Here is a 26,869-nt window from a genome sequence, read left to right as displayed (position 1 = left end):
AAGTGCAGAACCGGATCTGGACAAGGACGCTGACGTTCGGCACAGCACTTGTCGGGGCGCTGGTCCTCCTCGTGCCGATGGCTGCCGCTGAGGGTGTGGGGCCGTACCACTTCAAGGGAACCGTCTGGAATCCGAAGGCGCTGCCTGAGACTCCGGCGGTCGGCGGGCATCAGCTCACCGCCCCGGTTCCTGCGGGAGTCAAGAGCCGCAACGCGCTCCGCGACTATCAGGCGAAGGCACCGTCTTGGCCCGCTGCGGGCGCCGTCACCGTCACCCTGAACGGTTCGGCGAGCAAGCCGACGAAGGCCGGCAAGCTGCCGGTATGGGTAACGTCAACCGCCGAGGGGAAGGGCACACGATCCACGGGCAACGGCGCCGCCCCCTCGGTCCGCGTCCAGGTCGCCTCCCACGACAGCACGCTCCGGGCCGGTGCCGACGGCATGCTGATCGGCGTCAGCCGGGACGCCACGAGCAGCACGTCCTCCAAGTTCCAGGTCGTCGTTGACTACTCCGCTCTCGCCAAGGCGTACGGCGGCGGCTTCGGCTCTCGGCTCAAGCTGGTCAGCCTGCCCTCATGCGCCCTGACCACCCCCCAGGCCCAGGCCTGCCACGCCCAGGCGTCCCTCGCCTTCACCAACCGAGTGGGCGCGGAGCAGCTGACCGCCGACCTGGACCTCAAAGCCGTCGCACCGGCCGCCGCGACCGCGCAGGGTTCCGTCACGCCGCGCACGGCCACCGCTGCCATCGCCGTGACCTCGGGCAGCTCCGGCTCGCAAGGTGACTACACGGCGACGTCACTCAGCGCCTCCGGTACGTGGCAGGCGTCAGCCACCGGATCGTTCACTTACTCGTACCCGATCGACGTGCCCACCGCGGTCGGCGGCAACGCGCCGTCGGTCGGCCTGGACTACGACTCCCAGTCCCAGGACGGCGAGACCTCCGCACGCAACTCTCAGTCGTCGTCGATCGGAGACGGTTGGGGATACCAGCCCGGCTACGTCACGCGTTCCTATCGAGGCTGCGGCTCTCTGCTGGACAGTGACGGCAACAAGATCCTCAAAGGCTCGGGAGACAGTTGCTGGGAGGGGGACAACGCAACGCTGGCTTTCGGGTCGCATTCCGGAACGCTCGTCCCCACCTCGCTCGATCCCGGCGTGTCCGGCGAGCTGAAGGCATGGAAGCTGCAGGGCGACGACGGCACCGTCGTCCAAGAACTGTCCGGGGCGGCCAACGGGCTCAACGACGGCGCCTACTTCCGCGTCCTGACGACTGATGGCACCGCCGCCTACTTCGGCGCCGACCACTCACCGACCGCGGCAGGCACCTCAGGGGCCATGCAGTCCGGAACGCCGGCCGACGACTCCACCGACTCGGCCTGGGGCCTGCCCGTCCTCCACCCCGTCTCGGGCGACCCCTGCTACGACTCCGCCAAGGGCAAGGCATCCCGCTGCGACAAGCCGGAAGGCTGGCGCTGGAACCTGGACTTCGTCGTCACGCCCAGCGGGTTCGTGCAGCGGTACGACTACTCGGCCGAAACCAACTACTACGACCTCGGCGGTGGCCAAGCAGCCCCCGACAAGGACGGCACTCTGGTGCCGTACACCCGCGGCGGCTCACTGACCGCCATTTCCTACGGTTACACGCTGGCCGATGAGCGAGCCGGTCGGACCCCCGCGGCACAGGTGGACTTCGACGCGCGGCAGCGCTGCCAGACGACATCCACTTTCACCGACTGCTCGGCCGGCAATCTCAATGATTCCACCGCTCCGCACTGGCCGGACGTGCCATGGGACCTGCACTGCGACTCGAGCGACAGCACTCATCTGCCGACCGGCTCCACCACAGTCCCCACGAACGTGTGCATCACTTCGTCACCGACGTTCTTCTCCACCACCCGGCTGGACAGCATCACCACCAAGGTCCATGTCAAGGACAGCTCCACCGACAAGCTTGTGGCCGTCGACGGCTACCAACTCGGCCAGGTCTACTCCGATGCCGGTGGCACGGTGGATCCGGTCACCGGGACCACCGTCGACCCGGCAGACGCGGGCTCGCTGCAGGCTGTGATGTGGCTCCAGTCCATCCGGCACACCGGCAAGGGCACCTACGGCAACGGCAACAGCGACATCTCGCTGAATCAGCTCTCCTTCACCGGCAAGGAGATCGACAACCGGGTCAACGACTCCTCGCCGTCAGCTCCGCCGCTCTACCACCCCCGCATCTCGTCGATCCAGACGGAGACGGGTGAGTCGATCTCGGTCGAATACAACCTCGACCCATGCGCGGGCAAGACGCTGTCGATCTCCGCGGCCGACGTCAACACAAACTCCTGTTACCCCGCCTACTGGACGGTGCCAGGGGCCTCGAAGCCCATCGCGGACTGGTTCAACAAGATCACCGTGCACCAGGTGACGGGTTCGGACCTGACGATCGCCGCTCAGTACCGACCGGACTCCCAGAAGATCCTCGCGGGCTCGGAGGCACAGGTCTCCACGTACAGCTACAGCGGTCCTGCTTGGCACCGCGACGACTCGGCACTCACCGACGACCAGTATCGGACGTGGGACCAGTTCCGCGGCTTCCACCAGGTCACTGTTGAGACCGGCGTCGCACCCGAGCCGGTGACCAGAACGGCTACCACGTACTTCCAGGGGATGAACGGCGATTACAAGGCGGACGGCACTCGCCGCTCGGTGTCGTTGAACGCCACGGTGGGCACTTCCTCTGTGGAGACCGTCACCGACTCCGACCAACTGGCCGGCACTGCCCTGGAGACCGACACCTATACGTCCGCCGGCGGCAGTATCTCCGCCGAGACGGTGAACGGTCCCTTCACCTCCACCACTACTGCGAGCGTCACGCAGTCGTCGTGGACCGGGTGGACCCAGGAGGCCAATCCGGGGGAGTCCCAGCCGGCGCGTTCCACTCTCCCCGACCTGATCGCCTACCGGGCCAAGACCGTCCGCAGCAGCGGATACGCCCTGCTGGCCGACGGGACCTGGCGCCACACCGAGACTGACAGCACCAACGACAGCCAGGGCAGGCTGTGGACTGTCGATACCCACGGGGATGTCTCGGTGCCGGCGCAGGAGAAGTGCGCCACCACCACCTACGCGGCGGCCGCGGCGTCCAACACCGCGACGACGTCCTATCCGGACCAGGTCACGGTGGTCAGTGGTCCGTGCGGCACCGCGGCCGACGCGTCCACGCTGCTGTCGGACAAGAAGATCTACTACGACGGCGACGGCACTCTGACGAACCTGGGGACCTTCGGTCAGCTCGACCAGAGCGGCACCTCGGCTGTCGGCCGGATCTCGGCCGTGCGTAGTTCCACCGGATACAACGGCAGTACCGAGAACTGGCAGACGGACATGGCGACGGTGTACGACGGCGCCGGCCGCGCCGTCGATGCGCTCGACATCACCGGCCAGGACACTCATACCGACTTCACACCGGCCTGGACCTCCGCAGGCGGAAACACCAACGCCGTCGGCATCACCACCTACAACGCGCAACGGTGGAAGGAGGTCTCCACACTCGATCCGCTGCGCGGTGTGCCGACCGAGGACATCGACGCCAACAACCGCGTCACGGACATCAGTTACGACGCACTTGGCCGACGCACTGCGGTCTGGCTACCAGGCCGTGACAAGGACGGCGGACAGAGCGCGGACATGACGTTCGCCTACTCGATCAACCCGGGCGCGGTGGCCGCCCCGGGGGGCACGATCACCTCTCCGGGTGCCCCGTCCACGGTGACCACGAAAACGCTGCGCGAGGACGGCACCTACGCAACGTCCATCGCGATCTACGACGGGATGCTCCAGTCCCGCCAGACGCAGAGCACCGCTGCCGGAGACAGCAACTCCGGCCGGATCATCTCCGACACCTTCTACGACTCCCACGGCTGGCCGACGGTGTCGTACGCCCCGTACTCCGAACCCACCGCGGTCCCCGGCACCACACTGTGGGCCGCCAACGAGAACGAAGTCCCTTCGGAGACCACCACCGAATACGACGGCGAAGGCCGCGCGGTCACCAGCACGCTGTGGCACCAGGCCGTCCAGCAGTGGCACACCACCACCGCCTATCGCGGTGCCGACGAGACCGACACCACCGCACCCGTGGGCGGCCGCACCACAGCCAGCTTCACCAACGCGCTGGGGCAGATCACCAGCAACGTGGTGAAGAACACCGGTGCGACCGTCACTCTCGCCCCCGGCCAGACCATCCCGTCCGGCACCTCGCTCACCTCCGACAGCGTACGGCTGACGATGCAGGCGGACGGAAACCTGGTCCTCAGCGCATTGGCCACCGGGACGACCATCTGGTCCAGCGGCACGAGCGGCAACCCCGGCGCCTTCGCTCAGTTCGGCACTGACGGAAACCTCGTCGTCCGCACCACGGCGGGCACGTCCAAGTGGACCACCGGTCTCACCGCCACCACTGGCGCAACCTTCCAGGTGCGCAACGACTCCACTGCGGCCGTCGTCTCCAGCGCAGGCGGCACGCTCTGGCACCAGGGAACCGCGGACGCCGTCCGGGCTGCCGACGCCACCACCCGCTACACCTACACACCCGACGGCCAGGTCGAGTCCGTCAAGGACACCGCCGGCAACACCTGGTCCTACGGATATGACTTCCTTGGCCGCCCGACGACCCGGACCGACCCCAACGTCGGGCAGAGCAGTCTCGACAAATACGACATCGCCGGAAATCTGTTGCAAAGCACGGATTCCCGCGGCCAGGTCATGTCGTACAGCTACGACTGGGACAACCGCGTCACAGCCGAGTACAGCGGCGCCTGGTCGGCCACGCCCGACGCCACGAAGGAACAGGCGTCCTGGGTCTACGACACGCTGGCCAAGGGGTACCCGACCTCCGCTACCCGCTACCTCAACGGTGCCACGGGGACGACGAGCAAGGCGTACACCCAGGCTGTGACCGGCTACAACGCCGCCTATCAGCCGTCAGGTTCCACGGTGACCGTGCCCGCCGCGGACGGGTTTGCCGCCGCCGGGCAGAGCCAGCCTCCCGCGAGCGGCACTGTCACGTACAGCACCACCAACGCGTACACGCCGACCGTCGGTCTGCTGTCGACCGTTAAATACCAGGCAGACGGCAAGCTCCCGGCCGAGGACATCGACTTCGGATATACGCAGCAGGGAAACCTCGACGGCATCGGCGGGTTCATCAGCAGTTCCAACACGCCGTCCTACCTCGACACCGCGGTCCACGACCCGTTCGGGCGAGTGCTGCAGACCAACTACGGCCCCACCGGCAAGGAATTGGCGACCTTTGCCCAGTACGACGTCACCACCGGCCGCACCACACAGACATCAACGATGGTGCAGACCTCAGTCACCGCCCTTGATGTCGTCAACTACCGCTACGACCAGTCGGGTCAGCTCACCGCTGCCGACGACCTGCAGAACAACACCACGCACGACACCCAGTGCTTCAGCTACGACTCGTTCCAGCGGCTGACCGCTGCTTGGACCGACACCGCGGGAATCACGAACCCGAGCAGCGCCCCGGTCGGCAGCGTCGGCCGCTGCAACACCGCTTCCGTGCAGACGAGTACCACCACACCCGTCAAGACGACGACCGTCGGCGGCCCGGCACCGTACTGGCAGAGCTACAGCTACGACCTGCTCGGCGACCGTACGGGCATGGTCGACCACGACTCCACCGGCAACGCAGCCGGCGACTCCACTCAAGCCACCTCCTACACCGGCGCCAACGGCACGACCAGCGCGGCATTGCCCGACCAGGCGGGCGCCACCACTACGACAAACCCGACCACCGGCACCGCGACCTCGACGCCCGCGTACACCGACCCGACGCACGGTGGTGTCAACGCGGGCGACACGACCAATCGCAAGGTGGCCTCGACCGGACCGCTGATCAGCGGATTCGCCCTGAGCGGCGGCGGCAGGAAATGCGTCGAGGACGCCGCGTCCTCCACCACGCCCGGCGCCAAGGTACAGATCAACACCTGCGGTACCGCCAACGCCCAGAAGTTGTCGGTCGGCACCGACGGCACCATCCGGGTGATGGGTCTGTGCCTGGACACCACCGGTAACGCCACCACGTCGGGCACAAAGATCGTCATCGACACCTGCTCTACAGATGTCACCCAGAAGTGGAAGATCACCAGTGCCAACACGGTTGTCAGCGCAGCTGCCACCACGATGTGCCTCACCGACCCGGCGGCCAGTGCCACCAACGCCACCCAGCTGACGCTGGCGGCCTGCGGAAGCAGTGGACAGACCTGGACCAACGCCGCGGTCGGAGCCGTGTCCGCCGGCCAGACGCAGACCTTCACCTATGACGCCGAGGGTCGTACCGCGAGCGTAGCCACCGGTAGCGGAGCACACACCAACACGAGCAAGTACCTCTACGACGCTGACGGCAGCCTGCTGGAGCAGACCGCGGCAGTCGACAGCACCGACACCACCCGGGTCCTCTACCTCTTCGGTGGCACCGAGCAGATCACCCTGAACGTCGCCAACAGCACACTGACCGGCCTGCGCAACATCACCGGACCTGACGGCACCACCGTCACCCGTTCCAGCACCGGCACGGTCACCTACCAGGTCGCCACCGTTCAGGGCACCGCCACCACCGCCGTCGACGCCACCACACTGGCGGTCACCCGCCGTTTCTACGACCCCTACGGCAATCCGCGCGGCGCCAAGCCGACGACCTGGGTGGCTCCGGACGAGAATCGCGGCTTCCTGGGACAACCCACGGACGCGGCCACCGGACTCGACCTGCTCGGCGCCCGCAACTACGACTCCGCTCAGGGCCGTTTCCTGACAGCGGACCCGCTCTTCCAGGCGGGCGACCCCAACCAGATGGGCGGCTACGCCTACGCCGCCGACAACCCGGCCAGTGGTTCCGACCCCACCGGATACGACGACTGGTACAACGACCCGTCGATGAACACGTGCGCCATCGATTGCGGCCCGCCCCCCGGCAATCCTGACGCGGGTAGCACCTCCACCTCCTCCACCACCTCCAGCGGGAGCACTTCGAGTACTGGCAAGAAGAGCGGTGGTGGCGGTTGCCACAGCTTCTGGAGCTGTGCGGGCCACGTCGTTGAGAAGGCCGCACCATACGTGGCCGTGGCCACGGTCGCAGTTGTCGCAGTGACGGCTGTCGGGGTTTGTACCGGGGAGTCTCTCGGTGTTGCTGGACCAGCTTGTGCTGAGGCCGGAACCGCAGCGGTCGTTTCCTCATGTGCCGCCCTCATGGGCGACTGCGGCCCCGGTGTGGGAGGCGACCCCACCAGCGAGGACTCCGGCGAGGATTCAGGCGCGGCCAAGTCCGCGGAGACCGACGGCGGCAAGGCCAAAACGCCCACGGCCGGCACGAAGGCCTTCGAGGACGCAGCTGGTGATGGCCACCCGGCCCCCGCCGACAACTGGGAAGCGGACCCCGCCCAGAACAGGGCCGTAGCCGAGCCGAGCGATCCGGCTACGGGCACTGAAAAGCCCAGCCCACGGGGAACCACCTCACGCGGACCGCGCGGCGCGAAGTCTCGTCCCGCGTACCTGCACAAGGAAGCAGCCCCCGCAGACTGGTCACCGGCCGAGCGAACCGACCGAGGTGATAATCTCGCCCGTTCCGCGGCCGTCGACAACCGCGTCTCGAAACTCGCCACTCGATCGTATGTCTCGGGTTATCACACCGAGACTGGCGAGATGGCAGTTGCCTCGTCCGGTCCGGATGTCTTGGGCTGCGAAGCCACCTATTGCGCAGAAGGGAATGTGGTCCGCGCACTGGGCGGGGACTGGACGAAGGTGCGTCTTGGCATCGCCTACACAACGAAGGCTGTGACAGGGTCGGATCCAAGAGAATATGAGCCGGCTGCGAAGAGCGTCTGCATAAAGTGTCAACTTGATTATCCACCCAGTGCCTTCGGTCCGGGTGTCGAGGGCGAGCCGGGTGGAGTATGGTGATGTGGCCTTGAGTAAATAGTAAAGTAAACAGGAAAGTAAGTCGGGTGCTCCAGTACGGCTTGCTCCCATCCTAGTTCGAGGAGCTGAATTAATTGAGTCTTGCGCGAAGAGAACTAGGTCGGCAGGACTGGGATGCGGTGGAGTGTGGTTGCGGAGAATCGGCGGTACATCTGATCGCGCTGCTGGAATCCGCGATCGACGGGAACCCGGGTGTGCTGCGCGCTTTGGACGGGCATGTGTTCATCCAGTCGATCCTGATGCCCCCTGCGCCTGCGGTGTGCACGGTTGTCATGGCGATGTTCGCCGACGGGCTGCCGCCGGCCCAGGTGGAAGAAGCCACATGGGCTGTTCTCGGGTTTGCTGCCGGAGAGGAAGATGGCGATTCGATCGAGTCGGGCTACTATTGGCGCTGCTTTGAGACTATTCGCGATGGTCTTTTGTTGCTGTATCAGGAGTTTTTGAGGGAGCACAGTTACGAAACCGGTGGATATCTCGATGACATTCTTGAGATTATGGAATGGGACGCCTCGCGTCTAGCGCACTATCGAAGCCGGCCTTGAATATCTACCATCGGTCGTCCTTGACCGCGCGTTCCCAGAATCGGTCTTGACAAAAAAAGCCCCGGGTCTTCGACCCGGGGCTTTAGTAATGGAGCGGATGACGGGAATCGAACCCGCGCTCTGAGCTTGGGAAGCTCATGTTCTACCATTAAACTACATCCGCGTGAAGGCCCTGGTGGGGGTGGCTTCGTGGGGGAGTCTACCGCATGTGGGGGGTGGGGTGGGGCGTAGGTTGGGGGCGGAGTGGTGAGTGGGTGCGCGGTGGGTTGATCCCCTAATGTGTGGGTTTGTCGTCCACGCCGGTTGGTTGGGGAAGGGACTTGATGGAGCGCACCGTTGTTCGTTGTGCTGAGGGGCATGTGTTCAGTACGGCTTCGTTCCCGATGCAGCATTTGGGGGCCGAGCGGTTGGGGCCCGGGCGGTTGTTGAGGTGTCCCAAGTGCGCGCGGCTGAGGCACGCGGTGCCGGTGGCCGGGGGCGGGGAGAAGCGGTAGTCGGAGGCCGGTGAGGTGGCGGCTCCGGGCCGGAGGATTGGGTCGGGGCCGCTCCGGGCGCGTAACCTTCGGGGCGTGCTTCTCTCTGACAAGGACATTCGAGCCGAAATCGACAACGGACGCGTGCGCGTGGACCCGTTCGAGCCGTCGATGGTGCAGCCGTCGAGTATTGATGTGCGGCTGGACCGGTTCTTCCGGGTGTTCGAGAACCACCGGTATCCGCACATCGACCCGGCGGTGGAACAGCCGGACCTGACGCGGCTGGTGGAGCCGGAGGGTGACGAGCCGTTCATCCTGCATCCGGGGGAATTCGTGCTCGGGTCGACGTACGAGGTCATCTCGTTGCCCGACGACATGGCGTCGCGGCTGGAGGGGAAGTCGAGTCTGGGGCGGCTGGGGCTGCTGACGCACTCGACCGCGGGGTTCATCGACCCCGGTTTCTCCGGGCATGTGACGCTGGAGCTGTCGAATGTCGCGACGCTCCCGATCAAGCTCTGGCCCGGAATGAAGATCGGGCAGCTCTGTCTCTTCCGGCTGACCTCGCCCGCCGAATTCCCTTACGGATCGCAGCAGTACGGCTCCCGTTACCAGGGGCAGCGCGGGCCGACGCCTTCACGGTCCTTCATGAACTTCCACCGCACCAAGGTCTGAGACCCCGGGGCGGGTCAGATCAGCGGCAGCTTGAACAGGCAGAGCAGCGCGATCAGTTGGATCGACGCCGCCCCGAGCGCCTTCGGCCACGGCAGGTCGTGCGACTTGCTGACCATCGAGGTGAGCAGCGCGGCGCAGCCCAGCCAGGTGAGCCAGCCCAGGAGTTGGACGAAGCTGTTGGCGCCGCCGAGGAAGAGTGCGAAGAAGAGACGCGGGGCGTCGGTGAGCGTCGTGATCAGGAGCGAGAGCCCGATCGTCGGCGCCCAGGCGCCGTCGCCGCCGAACTGCCGCGCGAGGGTGTTGGTGACCGCGCCGAGCGTGACCGCGGAGATGACGACGGCGACGGCCGTGGTGAGCACCCACGGGATGCTGGTGGTGAGCGTCGCGTCCAGGACGTCGCTGCGGGCGGCGTCGAAGCCGAAGACGGCGAGCAGCCCGTAGAGGAAGGTCACGGTCAGGGCCGGGCCCCAGACCGTGTGGTCGCGCATCTGCCAGAAGGTGCGGCCGGGGCGCAGCACGACGCCGCTCAGCAACTCCTTCCAGTGCAGCCGCGGACCGACCGGCGGCGCGGCGGACTGACCCGCGCGGTACGTCGCCACGTTGTCGCCCGAGTACGGGGGCTGGGCGTACGGGGGCTGGGTGTACGGGGCCTGTGCGTGCGAAGGCTGCGCGTACGGCTGCTGCCCGGCGTACGGGTCGACGTACGGCTCCTGGCCCTGGCCCGCGAACCCGGCGCCCAGCGTGAACGCCTTCGTCTGGCCGGGCGACTCGTCGTACCCGCCGGGCTGCCCCGCCGCGGGCGCGTAGTACTCCGGCTCGCCGGGAGGCGTTCCGTAGGAGCCCGGCCCGTGACCCGCGCCCTGCCCGTAACCGGCGCCCTGCCCGTACCCCGCGCCGTGTCCCTGACCCGCGCCCTGCCCGTGACCCGCGCCCTGCCCGTGACCCGCGCCGTATCCCGGCCCCTGGCCGGGACGGCCGCCCCGGCCACCGCCCTCACCGTGTCGATTCCTGAATCCAGCCACGTCATCGAACGTACCCGGTAAGCCGCCGCACCGCTCCTGTCGGCCGGTCCGCCGCCGCCCATTGCTGCCAACCTGTGACACGCGGCGGCGAACCCGTCGACGGACCCCCGGGCAAACCCCTAGGGGAACCCGTAAGGGCTGGTGAGGCCCCGGATCAGGCCGTCCCGGCCGGCGCTTCCTCGCTCAGCTCGGCCGCGTCCGCCGGCGCCTTCACCGACTGGAGGAGAAGCTGCGAGACGTCCACGACCTGGAGGGCCTCCTTCGCCTGGCCGTCGTTCTTCTTGCCGTTGACGGAGTCGGAGAGCATGACCAGGCAGAACGGGCACGCGGTGGAGATGATGTCCGGGTTGAGGGAAAGCGCCTCGTCGACGCGCTCGTTGTTGACGCGCTTGCCGATCCGCTCCTCCATCCACATCCGGGCGCCGCCCGCGCCGCAGCAGAAGCCGCGCTCCTTGTGGCGGTGCATCTCCTCGTTCCGCAGACCGGGCACGGACGCGATGATCTCGCGCGGCGGTGTGTAGACCTTGTTGTGCCGCCCGAGGTAGCAGGGGTCGTGGTACGTGATCAGGCCCTCGACCGGCGTGACCGGCACCAACTTGCCCTCGTCCACGAGGTGCTGGAGGAGCTGGGTGTGGTGGACGACCTCGTACTCGCCGCCGAGCTGCGGGTACTCGTTGGCGATGGTGTTGAAGCAGTGCGGGCAGGTGGCGACGATCTTCTTCGAGGCGCGCGGCTTGCGCGTGGAGGGGTCCACCGCGCCGTCCTCGTCGAGGGACTCGCCGAAGGCCATGTTGAGCATGGCCACGTTCTCCTGGCCGAGCTGCTGGAAGAGGAATTCGTTGCCCAGGCGGCGGGCGGAGTCACCGGTGCAGTTCTCGTCGCCGCCCATGATCGCGAACTTGACGCCCGCGATGTGCAGGAGCTCGGCGAAAGCCTTGGTGGTCTTCTTCGCGCGGTCCTCCAGGGAGCCCGCGCAGCCGACCCAGTACAGGTACTCGACCTCGGTCAGGTCCTCGACGTCCTCGCCGACGACCGGCACCTCGAAGTCGACTTCCTTGACCCAGGCCAGGCGCTGCTTCTTCGGCAGGCCCCACGGGTTGCCCTTCTTCTCCAGGTTCTTGAGCATCGTGCCCGCCTCGCTCGGGAACGACGACTCGATCATCACCTGGTAGCGGCGCATGTCGACGATGTGGTCGATGTGCTCGATGTCGACCGGGCACTGCTCGACGCAGGCGCCGCAGGTGGTGCAGGACCACAGCACGTCGGGGTCGATGACCCCGTTCTCCTCCGCCGTGCCGATCAGCGGGCGCTCGGCCTCGGCGAGCGCGGCGGCGGGGACGCCCGCGAGCTGCTCGGGCGTACCGGTCTCCTCGCCCTCGGCGTTCTTGCCGCCGCCGGCCAGCAGATACGGCGCCTTGGCGTGCGCGTGGTCGCGCAGCGACATGATCAGCAGCTTGGGGGAGAGCGGCTTGCCGGTGTTCCAGGCGGGGCACTGCGACTGGCAGCGCCCGCACTCGGTGCAGGTGGAGAAGTCGAGGATGCCCTTCCAGGAGAAGTGCTCGATCTGGGAGACGCCGAACTGGTCGTCCTCGCCCGGGTCCTCGAAGTCGATGGGCTTGCCCGCGGAGACCATCGGCTGGAGCGCGCCGAGCGCGACCGGACCGTCCGCGTTCCGCTTGAACCAGATGTTGGGGAAGGCCAGGAAGCGGTGCCAGGCCACGCTCATGTTGGTGTGCAGGCCGAGCACGATCGCCCAGATCATCGTGACGCCCAGCTTGACCATGGCGACGGCGTAGACGGTGTTCTGGAGGCTGCCGGTGCTCATCTTCCGGAAGGCGGCGACCAGCGGGTACGAGACGAAGTACGCGGCCTCGTAGTGGTCGACGCCGTGCAGGGCGCCCTCCAGGCCGCGCAGCGTCAGGATCGCCAGGCCGATGATCAGAACGACGTACTCCACGAAGTACGCCTGCCAGGCCGTCGAACCGGTGAAGCGGGACTTGCGGCCGGCGCGCGAGGGCAGATTCAGCAGCCGGATCACGATCAGGGTGAGGATGCCGAGGGTGGTGAGCGCCGCGATGAACTCGGTGTACACCTCGTACGGCAGCCAGGTGCCGATCCACGGCAGGATCCAGTCGGCCTTGAAGAGCTGGCCGTACGCGTTGACGATCGTCAGGCCGAGGGTGAGGAAGCCGACCGCCACGAACCAGTGCGCGACGCCGACGACGCCCCACTTGTTCATCCGGGTGTGGCCGACGAATTCCCTGGCCAGGGTCGTGGACCTGGCCACCCAGTCGTTCGTGCGGGAGCCCGCGGGCACGGGCTGGCCGAGCGTGACGAACCGGAAGATCTGCGCGACGGCGAGGCTGATCAGGGCGACGCCGACCGCGGTGAGGACCAGCGACACGATGATCGCGGCGAGTTGCATGTGGGCTCCTCGGGCCTGCGCGGCGGTTCAGTGGGAGGGGGCCGTGGGTTCAGGATCGGGCGGGAAGGCTTCGTGCTGGCAAGGTCGTACGGGCAACGCTTGTACAGGGTCGTACGGGTCGTACGAGCAAGGTCGTACTAAGCGGTAACTTAATCCGGTCTCCGCTGAGATTACCCGCGATCCGCGGGCGCATACAGCCGTGCAACTCGTGATCTGCGTCGCGGTGCGGCCTGTCGCGCCCTGCCGTGACCGGCTCAGAGCCGCTCCACGCTCTCACCCCGGCACCGGTTCCGCGTGTCGAAGACGTACGTCGCCGCCCGCGCGACCATCGTGTAGTCGAAGACGTCGTGGTCGGTCGCGACGACCACCACATCCGCCGCCGCGGCCTCCTCCTCGGTCAGCTCCACGCACAGCAGGTCGGCGGGCAGCCGGGCCGGGTCCGCGTACGGCTCGACCGCGCGCACCCGGGCGCCGAGCGCCGTCAGCCCGGCCGCGATGGCGAGCGCGGGCGATTCGCGAAGGTCTCCGCTTTCGCGTTTGTAAGCGAGACCCAGCAGAAGGACGCGGCTTCCCTCGACCGGCCGCTGCCTGGCGTCGAGACCGGCCGCGATCCTGTCCACCACCTGGGTGGGCATCAGCCCGTTGATCTCCTCGGCGAGCGCCGCGAAACGCAGCAGACCGCGGGGGACCGGCAGCCGGTGACCGCCGACGCCGGGGCCGGGGTGGAAGGGCAGGAAGCCGTAAGGCTTGGTGGCCGCCGCGTCGATCGCCTCGCGGATGTCGGTGCCCATCGGCCCGGTGACGGTGGCCAGTTCGTTGACCAGGGCGATGTTCACCTGGCGGAAGGCGTCCTCGATGAGCTTGGTCAGCTCGGCGGTGCGCGGCGACGAAACCGGCACCGTATTGCGCACGATTCGGGAGTAGAAGCCGTCGACGGCGAGGAGCGATCGTACGTTCACACCGGAGACGACCTTGGGGGTGTTCTCCAGCCGCCACCGGGGGTTGCCGGGGTCGGTGCGCCCGGGGCTGTAACCCAGGTGGAAGGCGCTGCCCGCGGTCAGGCCGCTGATCTCCTCCAGGACCGGCCGCAGCAGCTCCTCGGTGGTGCCGGGCGCGGTCGTGGACTCCAGGACGACGGTGGCGCGCGGGCGCAGGTGCGGGGCGACAGCCCGGCCCGCGTCCACGATCGCGCCGCGGTCGGGGACGCCGTCGTGGACCGGTACGGGGACGGTGATCACGCAGACGTCGAAGTCGCGGGCGTCGGCGTAGTCCGTACTGGCCCGGTAACGGCCGGAGGCGAGGGCCTCGGCCAGCCGCTCCGCGGGGACGTCGCCGACGCGGGAGTCCCCGGCCGTCAGCCGTTTGACCAGCTGTTCGTCGATGTCGATCCCGGTGACCGTGAAACCGGCCTCCGCCGCCCGCAGTGCCAGCGGCAGCCCGACCTGGCCCTGGCCTACGACGACGACGTGCCGGCTGTCTTCGGTGGGTTCCATGACGCTTAAATTAGCTCTAATCGTGACAAGTATGGCAAAGGCGACATTAAGTTCATCGGATGTCGGGCCACCGCGCGAGCGGGCCATGACGGACGAGGCGCCACGATCACGCGGGAGGAGGCGGGCATGCGGGCCGTGCTGCGCTGGGTCGCGATCGGCGCCGGGCTCCTCCTCGTGGTGACGGCGGGTCTGGGCTGGGCGTCCTACCGGAAGTTCAGCGGCAACATCCACACCGACCGGGCCGCGGACAAGGTGCTCGCCCGGTACGCGAAGGAGCGGCCCCGCGCGCTGGTGCCGCAGGCGCGCAACATCCTGATGCTGGGCTCCGAAAGCGGCCAGGGCGGCCAGGGCGGCCAGAGCGGCCCGAGCGGCCAGGGCGGCCCAAGCGGCAGCGGAGCCCACGGCGGCCAGAACGCCGAGCGCGGCCCGGGCTCCGGCGCGCCCCCGGGTGAGGACACCTCCGACGCCGCCGTCCTGCTGCACCTGTCCGCCGACCGCCGCCACGCCGCCGCCGTCGGCGTACCGCGCTCCCTGAAGGTCGGCGTGCCGAGCTGTCCCCGCCCGGACGGCGGTACGAGCCCGGCCGCGTACGAACCCTTCGGCCGCGCCTTCAGCAGCGGCGGGGCGGCCTGCTCGATCCGCGCCTTCGAACGGCTCAGCGGCATCCGCGTCGACCACCACATGGTGGTGGACCTCGCCGGGTTCGACCGGATCGAGGCCGCGGTCGGCGCCCACACCGGTGAGCGCCGCCGCGAGCTGTTGCGTACGCTGACCCGTGAGGCGCGCGGGGCGGACACGCTGCGCCATCCGGCCCGGTTCTTCGGCCTGGTCGACACGGCCACCTCGTCCCTCACGGCCGATCCCGGACTCAGTACGCTGCCCGCGCTGTACGAGCTGGCGGGAAGCCTGCGCAAGGTGCCGGACGGCGCCCTCGCCTTCCGTACGCTGTCGGCCCGGCCGGCCGAGTCCGGTCCGCTGCTGGCGGCGCTGCGCGCGGACCGCCCGGTGCCTGCCTCTCCAAGCCGCTGACGCGGCACCTCGCCGCACCTCGCCGCACCCCATCCGACCTGCGAGAACATCCGCCCTGCGCACATAAAGCAGAGATAAGTTGAGTGGGGTCGACTCACGTCTGTTGACAGAAGATCCCGGGTCGTGCAGTCTTGAGTCAGTTCCACTCAAGTCAGCAGGAGGATTTCACCATGGCACGTGCGGTCGGCATCGACCTGGGCACGACTAATTCCGTCGTCAGCGTTCTCGAAGGCGGCGAGCCCACCGTCATCACCAACGCAGAGGGCGCCAGGACCACGCCGTCCGTCGTCGCCTTCGCCAAGAACGGCGAGGTGCTCGTCGGCGAGGTCGCCAAGCGCCAGGCTGTCACCAACGTCGACAGGACCGTCCGGTCGGTCAAGCGCCACATGGGCACCGACTGGAAGATCAACCTGGACGGCAAGGACTTCAACCCGCAGCAGATGAGCGCCTTCATCCTGCAGAAGCTCAAGCGGGACGCGGAGTCGTACCTGGGCGAGAAGGTCACCGACGCGGTGATCACCGTCCCCGCGTACTTCAACGACTCCGAGCGCCAGGCCACCAAGGAGGCCGGTGAGATCGCGGGCCTCAACGTGCTGCGCATCGTCAACGAGCCGACCGCCGCCGCGCTGGCCTACGGCCTCGACAAGGACGACCAGACCATCCTGGTCTTCGACCTCGGTGGCGGCACCTTCGACGTCTCGCTGCTGGAGATCGGCGACGGCGTCGTCGAGGTGAAGGCCACCAACGGCGACAACCACCTCGGTGGTGACGACTGGGACCAGCGCGTCGTCGACTACCTGGTGAAGCAGTTCCAGTCCGGCCACGGCGTGGACCTGGGCAAGGACAAGATGGCCCTCCAGCGCCTGCGCGAGGCGGCGGAGAAGGCGAAGATCGAGCTGTCCTCGTCCACCGAGACCTCGATCAACCTGCCGTACATCACGGCGTCCGCCGAGGGCCCGCTGCACCTGGACGAGAAGCTCACCCGCGCCCAGTTCCAGCAGCTCACCACCGACCTGCTGGAGCGCTGCAAGACGCCGTTCCACAACGTCATCAAGGACGCCGGGATCCAGCTCTCGGAGATCGACCACGTCGTCCTGGTCGGCGGCTCGACGCGTATGCCCGCCGTCGCGGAGCTGGTGCGCGAGCTGACCGGCGGCAAGGACGCCAACAAGGGCGTCAACCCGGACGAGGTCGTCGCCATCGGCGCGTCCCTCCAGGCCGGTGTGCTCAAGGGCGAGGTCAAGGACGTCCTGCTGCTCGACGTCACCCCGCTGTCCCTCGGTATCGAGACCAAGGGCGGCATCATGACCAAGCTGATCGAGCGCAACACGACCATCCCGACCAAGCGCTCCGAGATCTTCACCACGGCCGAGGACAACCAGCCGTCGGTCCAGATCCAGGTCTACCAGGGCGAGCGCGAGATCGCGGCGTACAACAAGAAGCTCGGCATGTTCGAGCTGACCGGCCTGCCGCCCGCCCCCCGCGGGATGCCGCAGATCGAGGTCACCTTCGACATCGACGCCAACGGCATCATGCACGTCGGCGCGAAGGACCTCGGCACCGGCAAGGAGCAGCGGATGACCGTCACCGGCGGCTCCTCGCTGCCCAAGGACGAGGTCGACCGCATGCGCCAGGAGGCCGAGCAGTACGCGGACGAGGACCACAAGCGCCGCGAGTCCGCCGAGACCCGCAACCAGGGTGAGCAGCTCGTCTACCAGACCGAGAAGTTCATCGCGGACAACAAGGACAAGCTCCCCGAGGACGTCAGGTCCGAGGTCGAGACCGCGGTCGCGGACCTCAAGGAGAAGCTGAAGAACGAGTCGACGGACGACGGCAACACCGCCGCGATCCGCGAGGCCACCGAGAAGGTCGCGGCCACCAGCCAGAAGCTGGGCCAGGCGCTGTACGCGCAGACCGACGGCGCCTCCGGCAGCGCGACCGCCGACGCCCCCTCCGACGGTCAGGCCGACGCCGCCGCGGACGACGACGTGGTCGACGCCGAGATCGTCGACGACGAGAACGCCAACAAGAGGGACGGTGCCGCGTGACGGAGGAGCCGAAGGGCTTCGAGTCGGAGCCCGACGTCCCTTCAGAGGCCGGCGAGGAGCAGCCGGACGCCGCCGCGAAGGCCGCCGGGTCCGCCGATGAGGCGGGCCCGGCGGCCCCGGCCCCGGACGGGGACGCGAAGGAGCTGACGGCCCTGCGGGCACAGCTGGACCAGGTGCGCACCGCGCTCAACGAGCGCACCGCGGACCTCCAGCGGCTCCAGGCCGAGTATCAGAACTACCGCCGCAGGGTGGAGCGGGACCGGGTCGCCGTCAAGGAGGTCGCGGTCGCCAATCTGCTCACCGAACTGCTCCCGGTGCTCGACGACATCGGCCGGGCGCGGGAACACGGCGAGCTGGTCGGCGGCTTCAAGTCGGTCGCCGAGTCGCTGGAGACGGTGGCGGCGAAGCTGGGGCTGCAACAGTTCGGCAAGGAGGGCGAGCCCTTCGACCCGCTGGTGCACGAGGCCCTGATGCACAGCTATTCGCCGGATGTCACGCAGACCACATGCGTGCAGATCCTCCAGCCCGGGTACCGCATCGGGGAGCGCAATCTGCGGCCCGCCAGGGTCGCGGTCGCCGAACCGCAGCCGGGCAGCCAGGGCAAGGACGAGTCGGCGGCGGAGAAGAAGGCCGACGAAGAGGAGACCGGTGGCCCGGACGAGGGCTGACGGCGTAGAAGTAAGTGGGCGTAGGAGTGTGCCGGTCACCGGCGGCGCGCCTGGAAGTGGTGGAGAGGAGGGACGTCGGGGATGAGCGTCAGTAGGGACCTGTTGGAGAAGGACCTGTACAAGGTCCTCGGCGTGCCCAAGGACGCCACGGACGCCGAGATCAAGAAGGCGTACCGGAAGCTCGCCCGCGAGTTCCACCCGGACGCCAACAAGGGCGACGCGAAGGCCGAGGAGCGCTTCAAGGAGATCTCCGAGGCCAACGACGTGCTGTCCGACGCCAAGCGTCGCAAGGAGTACGACGAGGGCCGCGCGCTGTTCGGGAACGGCGGCTTCCGCCCCGGTCCCGGCGCGGGCGGCGCCGGCGGCTTCAACTTCGACCTCGGCGACCTGTTCGGCGGCACGGGCGGCCAGCCCGGCGGGCAGACCACCGGCGGGCAGGGCGGCGGCTTCGGCGGCGGCCTGGGCGACGTCTTCGGCGGTCTGTTCAACCGGGGCGGCGCGGGCACGCGGGTGCAGCCGCGCCGCGGCCAGGACATCGAGTCCGAGGTGACGCTGAGCTTCACCGAGGCGGTCGACGGGGCCACGGTCCCGCTGCGGATGTCCTCGCAGGCGCCCTGCAAGGCGTGCTCCGGCACCGGCGACAAGAACGGCACGCCCCGGGTGTGCCCGACCTGCGTCGGCACCGGGCAGGTCTCGCGCGGCGGCGGTGGCGGCTTCTCGCTCACCGACCCGTGCGTGGACTGCAAGGGCCGCGGCCTGATCGCCGAGACCCCTTGCGACGTCTGCAAGGGCAGCGGGCGGGCCCGTTCCTCGCGCACCATGCAGGTCCGTATCCCGGCCGGTGTCACCGACGGGCAGCGGATCCGGCTGCGCGGCAAGGGCGCGCCCGGCGAGCGCGGCGGCCCCGGCGGCGACCTGTACGTGGTCGTGCACGTCGGAGCGCACCCGGTCTTCGGGCGCCGCGAGTCCAATCTCACGGTCACCGTGCCGGTGACCTTCGCCGAGGCGGCGCTCGGCGGCGAGATCAAGGTGCCCACCCTGGGCGGCCCGCCGGTCACCCTCAAGCTTCCGGCCGGTACGCCGAACGGCCGTACGCTGCGCGCCCGCGGCAAGGGCGCCATGCGCAAGGACGGTTCACGGGGCGATCTGCTCGTCACCATCGAGGTGGCGGTGCCGGAGAAGACCGAGGGCAAGGCGCTGGACGCGCTGGAGTCCTACCGGGAAGCGACCGCGGGGCACGACCCGCGGGCGGAGCTGTTCAAGGCCGCAAAGGGAGCGTGACCTGAATGAGCGTCGACGGAAGCGGTATGAGAGGCCCGCGCGGCCGTAATCCCTACCAACTGACCGAGGAGTCCCCGGTCTACGTCATCTCGGTGGCGGCCGAGCTGTCCGGGCTGCACCCGCAGACCCTGCGTCAGTACGACCGCCTCGGGCTGGTCTCGCCCGACCGTACCGCCGGGCGCGGCCGTCGCTACTCCACCCGTGACATCGAGCAGCTCCGCGAGGTGCAGCGGCTCTCGCAGGACGAGGGCATCAACCTCGCGGGCATCAAGCGGATCATCGAGCTGGAGAACCAGGTCGCCGCCCTCCAGGCGCGCGTGGCCGAACTCTCCGCCGCCGTCGAGGGCGCCGCCGCCGTCATCCAGCAGCGCGAGGCCGCCGTGCACGCCTCGTACCGCCGGGACCTGGTTCCCTACCAGGACGTCCAGCACACCAGCGCGCTGGTGGTCTGGCGGCCCAAGCGCGACGGCTGACGCCCGCTCACCCGCACGGCCCAGGGCTCCTTACGACGGACGGTCCGTCTCCCTCACGTGAGGGAGACGGACCGTCCGTCGTCGTGCGTCCGGTCGGCGGCGCCGGTCAGTGGAGCGCGGCCGGGACGACCTGGACGGAGTCGCCCACGGCGCGCTCGCCCGTCGCGTCCGAGGGGTTGTTGGCGAGGGTGCCGTCGACGGCGAAGGTGGTGGAGCCGCCGCCGTCGAGGTTGAGGGCCTGGACGGCGCCCAGGGAGCGCATGAAGGCGGCGGCCTCCATGAGCGTGAAGCCCTCGCTGCCGCCGCCGGTCTGGCGGCCGTCGACCGTGACCAGCAGCAGGCGGCCCCGGTCGTCGATCCCGGCCAGGGTGCGGGGCTGGCGGCCGTTGGCCCAGACGTAGCCGAAGGACAGGTCGAGCGGGTCGACGACGCCCTCGGCGGCGGCGTCCACGGCGATCCGGCCGTCCTGGACGAGGGTGGGGGCGGCGCTGACGACGCTGTCGTCGGGGCCGAGGGCGAGGATCTCGCCCTCGGTGTCGCGGATGGTCGTCCCGACCGATACGCGCTCACCCGTACGGGCGTACGTGGTCAGCCAGTCGGCGGCCGAGCCGATGCCCTGGAGCACCGAGCCGTCGGCGGGGACCCGGCCGCCGCGCGCGCCGACGGACACCACGTCGCCCTGGGCGTCGAGCACGGCCTGGACGCCGGTGCCGGTGGGCAGGGCGGCGCCGAAGGCGGGGGTGAACGCCACCAGGTCGTCCTTCTCGTAGCAGGTGACGTCCTGCCAGGGCAGCTCGCTCGGGGTGCCGCCGGGGCGCCCGCAGTCGCGGACCGTGCCGGGCAGCCGGTTGACGCCCTGCACGGCGTAGGACGCGCCGCCCGCGCGGGCGGTGGCCGTGCTGTTCAGGTCGGCGATACGGAAGTGCCGCCCGCCGTCGGCGAGCACCAGGGCGGCGCGCGCGCCGGCCGACATCGACTCCAGCCGCCCGTCGTAGGCGCCGAGTCCCGACTGGGTGCCCTGGATGCCGCCGGCGTTGGTGATGACGAAGAAGCCGCCGTTGACGGCGACCAGGGAGCCCAGCTTCCTGGCGACCGACGACGGGGTCTCGCGGCGCGCGACATCGCCGTCGTGGGTGCCCGCGACCGTGCCGCGGAACACGCGCGGGTCGACGGTCGCGATGTGGATGTTCTGCACGTCGGCGGGCTGGTCGGCGTCGTAGCCGGTCCACTCGACGGCGGTGAGGAAGCCCGCCGCGGTGACGGGCTGCGCGGCGGCCGTGGCGGCGGCCTGCGTGGCGTACCCGCCGATCCGTACCCGCAGGCCCATCGTGCCGTGCGGGGTGTCGCTGTAGGCGGGCCACCGGACGGTCTCGACGCGTGGCGCGAAGCCCGCCGCGCGCAGCCGCGCCGCCGTGTCGTCCGCCCACGCCCTGTCGCTCACTTCGAGCCCGGTCGGCGCGCCGGTCAGCCTGCTGGTGGCCGGCCGCTGGACGGTGACGGTCCAGGACGGCGCCGCGTCCGCGCGCCGGATCGTCCCGGTGCGGACCTGGAGGCCGGGCGCGAGGTCCCGCGTCGTCCACCGCGACGAGACGGGGTTGCGGTGGCCGGTGGCAGCCGAGGGGTCCGGCTGGTGACCGGGCACGGCGGCCTGGGCCGTCGAGTCGAGGGCGAGCGGTACGACGGCGGCGAGTACGGCGACGGCGGCCACGACGGTGCGGACGCGTACCCGTGCGGCACCCTTGGTGTGCTCCATGAAGACCCCTTCACGTACGACGGCTGACGGCTGACGACTGCGGGCGGGCGGCTTCCGCGCCCGATGAGAGCCGTCCTACGCGAAGACCCCGCCTTGTGGGGGTGAGTTCCGGGCGAACAGCCGACGAATGCCGTCATCCGCCGTACGCCGTACGGGCGTTGCGGCTGTTACGCGTGTTGTGGACGTTACGCCGACGGCGTGCCGTGATACCCCCTCACGCGTTGCCCATCGCCCGGGTCAGGGCGATCTCGATCACGACGCGGTCCGGGTTGGGGGAGGGGGTGCGGCCGTAGCGCTCGGTGTAGCGGCGTACGGCCTCGGCGACGCGGTCCGGGTCGGCGGAGACGGTGGCCACGCCTTCGAGGGTGGCCCAGATCCGCCGCTCGACCTGGCAGACCGCGACCCGCGCGCCGCCGGGGCCCGCCGCCAGGACGTTCAGGGCCTTGGTGCTCCTGCCGTTGGCGATGACGCGGGCGAGCCCCGCCTCGGGGTCGTACGTGACGCCGACCGGGACGACGTGCGGGGAGCCGTCGGGGCGCGGGGTGGTGAGGGTGCACAGGTGCCGCTCGCGCCAGAAAGCGAGGTAACCGGGTGCGGGGGAGCGGGGATCGGATGCCATGGACGGGACGGTACGCGGAGGCGCGCGGGCGGGTGCGCAGGGGGCGGCCTCGGGCTCGTACGGGCCGGCCTCCGGCTCGTACGGGTCAGGAGCGGGCTCGTACGGGTCAGGCCCGGGCTCGCACAGGTCAGGTCAGGCGGACCGGGAGCGCGGCGGTGCTGTTGCCCACGAAGCCCGGCAGCGGCGGGAGTTCGGCGTCGGGGACGGCGAGGGCGAGGCCGGGGTACGCGGCGTACAGGCCGCGCAGGGCGATCACCGCTTCGAGGCGGGCCAGCGGCGCGCCCAGGCAGTAGTGGCTGCCGTGGCCGAAGGCGAGGTGCCGGTTGGCGGGGCGGGTGATGTCGAAGCGGTCGGCGTCGGGGCCGTACTCGCGCGGGTCGCGTCCGGCGGCGGCGTATCCGGCGAGGACGGCTGTACCACGCGGCACAGAGGTGCCGTCAACCACCAGATCGGTGATCGGGTAGCGGAACGGGAAATTCGCCACTGGGCCGTCCCAGCGCAGCGTCTCCTCGACCACCGCGTCCCAGGACACCTCGCCCGTCAGCACGAGCGCGAGCTGGTCGGGGTGGCCGCACAGGGCGCGTACCGCGTTGACGATCAGATTGAGGGTCGTCTCGTGCCCGGCGACGATCATCAGCAGCAGGGTGCCGGTCAGCTCGGCGTCACTGAGGCGCCCGCCGGAGGCAGCGCGGGAGCCGTCGCGGGAGTCGCCCGAGCCGGCGCCGGAGCCGTCACCGCTCTCCTCGCCGCGCGCCGCGATCAGCGCGCTCGTCAGGTCGTCGCCGGGTGCCGCGCGCCGCTCCGCGACGACCTGGCCGAGGATCGCGTACGTCTCGCGCTGCGCGGCCATCGCGTCGGCCGCGGAGCTGCTGGTGCTGACGATCAGGCGGCTGAGGGCGTGCAGCCGGTCCCGGTGGGCGGGGGCGATGCCCAGCAGCTCGCAGATCACGCCCATCGGCAGCGGATAGGCGTAGCACTCGCGCAGGTCGACCACGCCGTCGGCGTCCGCGCGGCCGGGGAGCGCGGCCAGCAGCTCGGCGGCCTGGGCCTCGATCCGGGGGCGCATCGCGGCCACCCGGCGCGGGGTGAACGCCTTGGTGGCCAGGCCGCGCAGCCGCCTGTGGTCGTCGCCGTCCGCCGTCGTCATGCCGTTGACCAGCGCGAAGGCGTTGAGCTGCCACTGTTCGGGGACCTCGCCCCGCTGGAGGGCGGCGAAGTGCGCGGCGTTCTTGGCCACCTTGGGGTCGGCCAAGAAATCGCGCAGCTCCTGGTAACGGGAGACGATCATCCCGGGGACGCCGTCCGGCAGTGTCACGGGGCAGACGGCCCCCGCCTCGCGCAGTGCGGCGGCGTCCGCGTGCAGCGCGGCGCCGGTCGGGTCCATGGAGTGCGCGTCGCTCATGGGAGTCCTCACGGACGGCGGGTATGGAGGAGTCAAGCGGACATGCGGCCGTACGGACAAGCGCAGATGCGGCCAAAACGGCTGGAGCGGACCCCAACTCCGCTGCCTTCCAGCGGAGTTGAAGCAGGCATTGTCGCACCGCCGCCGGGATTTACTCAACGTTCATACAAAAACACATCTGCTCGCCTCGGGGTCCGGCGCGCGGACTCTCCGCCCCGTTCCCGACGTCTCCGTGTGACCGTTCCCGAAGTCGCCCCAAAGTCACCTTGAGTGGAATAGACTCAACTTGCCTCATGTTGCTCAAGGCAGGTTTACGCCGATCGCATCGGAGCATCGGACACGTCGATCAAGAGGAGGAGCCGACGCCAGTGGACGCCGAGCTGACCAACAAGAGCCGGGAAGCGCTGAACGCCGCCAACACCCGGGCCGTCTCCGAGGGCAACCCGGACCTGACGCCCGCGCATCTGCTGCTCGCCCTGTTGAGCGGCACGGACAACGAGAACATCCTCGACCTGCTGGCCGCCACCGGCGCCGACCCCGATACGCTGCGGGCGGGCGCGGAGCGGCTGGTCGCGGCTCTGCCGAAGGTGCAGGGCTCCACCGTCGCGCCCCCGCAGGCCAACCGCGACCTGCTGGCCGTCATCGCGGACGCCTCGCAGCGCGCCAAGGAGCTGGGCGACGCCTACTTGTCCACCGAGCACCTGCTGATCGGGACCGCCGTCAAGGGCGGACCCGCCGGTGAGCTGCTCGCCGCCCAGGGCGCCAAGGCCAAGAGCCTGCTCGACGCCTTCGAGACCGCCCGCGGAGGGCAGCGCGTGACCACCCAGGACCCCGAGGGCACGTACAAGGCCCTGGAGAAGTACGGCACCGACTTCACCGCCGCCGCCCGCGAGGGCAAGCTCGACCCGGTGATCGGCCGCGATCAGGAGATCCGCCGCGTCGTCCAGGTGCTGTCCCGCCGTACGAAGAACAATCCGGTGCTGATCGGCGAGCCCGGCGTCGGCAAGACCGCCGTCGTCGAGGGCCTGGCCCAGCGGATCGTCAAGGGCGACGTGCCCGAGTCGCTGCGCGACAAGCGGCTGGTCTCGCTCGACCTCGGCGCGATGGTCGCGGGCGCGAAGTACCGCGGCGAGTTCGAGGAGCGGCTCAAGTCCGTCCTGGCCGAGATCAAGGACAGCGACGGCCAGGTCATCACCTTCATCGACGAGCTGCACACCGTCGTCGGCGCGGGCGCTGGCGGCGACTCCGCCATGGACGCGGGCAACATGCTCAAGCCGATGCTGGCCCGCGGCGAGCTGCGGATGGTCGGCGCGACGACGCTGGACGAGTACCGCGAGCGGATCGAGAAGGACCCGGCGCTGGAGCGCCGCTTCCAGCAGGTGCTGGTCGCCGAGCCGTCCGTCGAGGACACCGTGGCGATCCTGCGCGGCCTCAAGGGCCGCTACGAGGCGCACCACAAGGTGCAGATCGCCGACTCCGCGCTGGTCGCCGCCGCCACCCTCTCCGACCGCTACATCACCTCCCGCTTCCTGCCCGACAAGGCCATCGACCTGGTGGACGAGGCCGCGTCCCGGCTGCGCATGGAGATCGACTCCTCGCCGGTCGAGATCGACGAGCTCCAGCGGGCCGTGGACCGGCTGCGCATGGAGGAGATGGCGCTCAAGAACGAGACCGACCCCGGCTCCGTACAGCGGCTGGAAAAGCTCCGCAAGGACCTCGCCGACCGCGAGGAGGAGCTGCGCGGGCTCAACGCGCGCTGGGAGAAGGAGAAGCAGGGCCTCAACCGGGTCGGTGAGCTGAAGGAGCGGCTGGACGACATCGGTACGCGGATCGAACGCGCCCAGCGCGACGGCGACTTCGAGACCGCGTCCAAGCTGCTCTACGCCGAGAAGCCCAAGCTGGAGGCCGAGCTGGAGGAGGCCACCAGGGAGGAGGAAGAGGCCGCGGCCCAGGGTCCCTCGACGAACATGGTCAAGGAGGAGGTCGGCCCCGACGACATCGCCGACGTCGTCGCCGCCTGGACCGGCATCCCCGCGGGCCGCCTGCTGGAGGGCGAGACGCAGAAGCTGCTGCGCATGGAGGAGGAGCTGGGCAAGCGGCTGATCGGCCAGACCGAGGCCGTACGCGCCGTCTCCGACGCCGTACGCCGCTCGCGCTCCGGCATCGCCGACCCCGACCGCCCCACCGGCTCCTTCCTCTTCCTCGGCCCCACCGGCGTCGGCAAGACCGAGCTGGCCAAGGCGCTCGCCGACTTCCTCTTCGACGACGAGCGGGCCATGGTCCGGATCGACATGAGCGAGTACGGCGAGAAGCACTCGGTCGCCCGGCTGGTCGGCGCGCCTCCCGGCTACGTCGGGTACGAGGAGGGCGGCCAGCTCACCGAGGCGGTACGGCGCCGCCCGTACAGCGTCGTGCTGCTGGACGAGGTGGAGAAGGCGCACCCCGAGGTCTTCGACATCCTGCTCCAGGTGCTGGACGACGGACGGCTGACCGACGGGCAGGGCCGTACGGTCGACTTCCGCAACGTCATCCTGATCCTCACCTCGAACCTGGGCAGCCACTACCTGGTCGACCCGGCGCTGGACCCGGCGCAGAAGAAGGAGCGGGTGCTGGAGACGGTCCGCGCGTCCTTCAAGCCGGAGTTCCTGAACCGGCTGGACGACACCGTGGTCTTCTCCGCGCTCGACCCGACCGAGCTGCGGCAGATCGCCCGGCTCCAGACCGACCGGCTCGCGGACCGGCTGCGCGACCGCCGCCTCACCCTCGAAGTCACCGACGGCGCCCTCGACTGGCTCGCCGAGGAGGGCAACGACCCGGCGTACGGCGCCCGGCCGCTGCGCCGCCTCGTGCAGACCGCGATCGGCGACCCGCTGGCCCGCGCGATCCTGTCGGGCGAGGTGATCGACGGGCAGAACGTACGGGTGGACCGGGCGGCCGACGGCCTGATCGTGGGGCCGACGACGGGGCCCGACCTCAGCAAATGA

Annotated in this window: 15 protein-coding genes and 1 tRNA gene; 9 read left to right on the top strand and 7 right to left on the bottom strand. The window is 69.5% G+C overall.

Translation table 11 applies throughout. The features are described 5' to 3' along the window. The first annotated feature begins 77 nt into the window (after window positions 1–77). Together ACIO6U_RS10230 and ACIO6U_RS10225 are read left to right on the top strand one after the other, a co-directional pair. The gene (locus ACIO6U_RS10230; protein ID WP_401717326.1) at window positions 78–7,967 is read left to right on the top strand and encodes a ricin-type beta-trefoil lectin domain protein; all 7,890 of its coding nucleotides are present in this window, start codon (window positions 78–80) and stop codon (window positions 7,965–7,967) included. Between the two features lie 92 nt (window positions 7,968–8,059). Next, on the top strand, window positions 8,060–8,527 hold the full coding sequence (locus tag ACIO6U_RS10225) for a hypothetical protein (protein ID WP_391041598.1): 468 nt from the start codon (window positions 8,060–8,062) through the stop codon (window positions 8,525–8,527). 89 nt (window positions 8,528–8,616) lie between these two features. Here the strand turns inward: ACIO6U_RS10225 and ACIO6U_RS10220 are convergent. Beyond that, window positions 8,617–8,690: transfer RNA gene (locus ACIO6U_RS10220), tRNA-Gly, on the bottom strand. 406 nt (window positions 8,691–9,096) lie between these two features. On the opposite strand from ACIO6U_RS10220, the gene dcd reads away from it, so the two are divergent. Next, complete coding sequence (dcd, locus tag ACIO6U_RS10215) at window positions 9,097–9,672, top strand: dCTP deaminase (protein WP_355346279.1); 576 nt, start codon at window positions 9,097–9,099, stop codon at window positions 9,670–9,672. Between the two features lie 14 nt (window positions 9,673–9,686). Here the strand turns inward: dcd and ACIO6U_RS10210 are convergent, their stop codons facing one another. From ACIO6U_RS10210 to ACIO6U_RS10200, 3 genes are all read right to left on the bottom strand, one after another. Then, the gene (locus ACIO6U_RS10210; protein WP_401717322.1) at window positions 9,687–10,694 is read right to left on the bottom strand and encodes a YIP1 family protein; all 1,008 of its coding nucleotides are present in this window, start codon (window positions 10,692–10,694) and stop codon (window positions 9,687–9,689) included. 154 nt (window positions 10,695–10,848) lie between these two features. After that, window positions 10,849–13,119 carry a heterodisulfide reductase-related iron-sulfur binding cluster gene (locus tag ACIO6U_RS10205; protein WP_391041594.1) on the bottom strand — a complete coding sequence of 757 codons (2,271 nt, stop codon included), beginning with the start codon at window positions 13,117–13,119 and terminating at the stop codon, window positions 10,849–10,851. Between the two features lie 254 nt (window positions 13,120–13,373). Then, entirely contained in the window at window positions 13,374–14,612 is a 1,239-nt protein-coding gene (locus ACIO6U_RS10200) for a nucleotide sugar dehydrogenase (RefSeq protein ID WP_401717319.1), read from the bottom strand. A 126-nt stretch (window positions 14,613–14,738) separates the two neighbouring features. Here ACIO6U_RS10200 and ACIO6U_RS10195 point away from each other — a divergent pair, with 126 nt between their 5' ends. The 5 genes from ACIO6U_RS10195 to ACIO6U_RS10175 all read left to right on the top strand — a co-directional run bounded on the left by ACIO6U_RS10195 (window position 14,739) and on the right by ACIO6U_RS10175 (window position 20,111). Continuing rightward, complete coding sequence (locus tag ACIO6U_RS10195; protein ID WP_401717316.1) at window positions 14,739–15,641, top strand: LCP family protein; 903 nt, start codon at window positions 14,739–14,741, stop codon at window positions 15,639–15,641. Between the two features lie 170 nt (window positions 15,642–15,811). Continuing rightward, complete coding sequence (gene dnaK / locus ACIO6U_RS10190) at window positions 15,812–17,689, top strand: molecular chaperone DnaK (RefSeq protein WP_355346264.1); 1,878 nt, start codon at window positions 15,812–15,814, stop codon at window positions 17,687–17,689. Beyond that, a complete protein-coding gene (grpE, locus tag ACIO6U_RS10185) occupies window positions 17,686–18,357 on the top strand; it encodes a nucleotide exchange factor GrpE (RefSeq protein WP_355346261.1) in 672 nt (223 codons plus the stop codon). Before dnaK ends, grpE begins: the two co-directional genes overlap by 4 nt. A gap of 81 nt (window positions 18,358–18,438) precedes the next feature. Further along, window positions 18,439–19,638 carry a molecular chaperone DnaJ gene (gene dnaJ, locus ACIO6U_RS10180; RefSeq protein ID WP_355346258.1) on the top strand — a complete coding sequence of 400 codons (1,200 nt, stop codon included), beginning with the start codon at window positions 18,439–18,441 and terminating at the stop codon, window positions 19,636–19,638. Between the two features lie 5 nt (window positions 19,639–19,643). Next, window positions 19,644–20,111 carry a heat shock protein transcriptional repressor HspR gene (locus tag ACIO6U_RS10175; protein ID WP_391041587.1) on the top strand — a complete coding sequence of 156 codons (468 nt, stop codon included), beginning with the start codon at window positions 19,644–19,646 and terminating at the stop codon, window positions 20,109–20,111. A gap of 106 nt (window positions 20,112–20,217) precedes the next feature. Here ACIO6U_RS10175 and ACIO6U_RS10170 read toward each other — a convergent pair whose 3' ends face one another. The 3 genes from ACIO6U_RS10170 to ACIO6U_RS10160 form a co-directional block, all read right to left on the bottom strand. Then, the gene (locus ACIO6U_RS10170; RefSeq protein ID WP_401717311.1) at window positions 20,218–21,864 is read right to left on the bottom strand and encodes a phosphodiester glycosidase family protein; all 1,647 of its coding nucleotides are present in this window, start codon (window positions 21,862–21,864) and stop codon (window positions 20,218–20,220) included. A gap of 214 nt (window positions 21,865–22,078) precedes the next feature. Beyond that, window positions 22,079–22,483 carry a TIGR03618 family F420-dependent PPOX class oxidoreductase gene (locus ACIO6U_RS10165; RefSeq protein ID WP_355346252.1) on the bottom strand — a complete coding sequence of 135 codons (405 nt, stop codon included), beginning with the start codon at window positions 22,481–22,483 and terminating at the stop codon, window positions 22,079–22,081. A 127-nt stretch (window positions 22,484–22,610) separates the two neighbouring features. Continuing rightward, window positions 22,611–23,885: a cytochrome P450 gene (locus ACIO6U_RS10160; RefSeq protein WP_401717308.1), complete on the bottom strand. Its 1,275-nt coding sequence runs from the start codon at window positions 23,883–23,885 to the stop codon at window positions 22,611–22,613. Window positions 23,886–24,253: 368 nt separating this feature from the next. Between ACIO6U_RS10160 and clpB the strand changes: the two genes are divergently transcribed. Further along, on the top strand, window positions 24,254–26,869 hold the full coding sequence (gene clpB / locus ACIO6U_RS10155) for an ATP-dependent chaperone ClpB (protein WP_355346249.1): 2,616 nt from the start codon (window positions 24,254–24,256) through the stop codon (window positions 26,867–26,869).

It is taken from the genome of Streptomyces sp. NPDC087422, assembly GCF_044744145.1.
In the GTDB taxonomy this organism is placed as follows: Bacteria; Actinomycetota; Actinomycetes; order Streptomycetales; family Streptomycetaceae; genus Actinacidiphila.
This window is presented reverse-complemented; position numbering and strand designations above follow the sequence as displayed.

Excerpts from the sequence above, each read along its gene's own strand:
- ACIO6U_RS10230 (WP_401717326.1), top strand. The coding sequence starts at position 78 with ATGGCTGCCGCTGAGGGTGTGGGGCCGTACCACTTCAAGGGAACCGTC.
- ACIO6U_RS10205 (WP_391041594.1), bottom strand. The coding sequence starts at position 13,119 with ATGCAACTCGCCGCGATCATCGTGTCGCTGGTCCTCACCGCGGTCGGC.
- ACIO6U_RS10200 (WP_401717319.1), bottom strand. The coding sequence starts at position 14,612 with ATGGAACCCACCGAAGACAGCCGGCACGTCGTCGTCGTAGGCCAGGGC.
- ACIO6U_RS10195 (WP_401717316.1), top strand. The coding sequence starts at position 14,739 with ATGCGGGCCGTGCTGCGCTGGGTCGCGATCGGCGCCGGGCTCCTCCTC.
- dnaK (WP_355346264.1), top strand. The coding sequence starts at position 15,812 with ATGGCACGTGCGGTCGGCATCGACCTGGGCACGACTAATTCCGTCGTC.
- dnaJ (WP_355346258.1), top strand. The coding sequence starts at position 18,439 with ATGAGCGTCAGTAGGGACCTGTTGGAGAAGGACCTGTACAAGGTCCTC.
- ACIO6U_RS10175 (WP_391041587.1), top strand. The coding sequence starts at position 19,644 with ATGAGCGTCGACGGAAGCGGTATGAGAGGCCCGCGCGGCCGTAATCCC.
- ACIO6U_RS10170 (WP_401717311.1), bottom strand. The coding sequence starts at position 21,864 with ATGGAGCACACCAAGGGTGCCGCACGGGTACGCGTCCGCACCGTCGTG.
- ACIO6U_RS10165 (WP_355346252.1), bottom strand. The coding sequence starts at position 22,483 with ATGGCATCCGATCCCCGCTCCCCCGCACCCGGTTACCTCGCTTTCTGG.
- ACIO6U_RS10160 (WP_401717308.1), bottom strand. The coding sequence starts at position 23,885 with ATGAGCGACGCGCACTCCATGGACCCGACCGGCGCCGCGCTGCACGCG.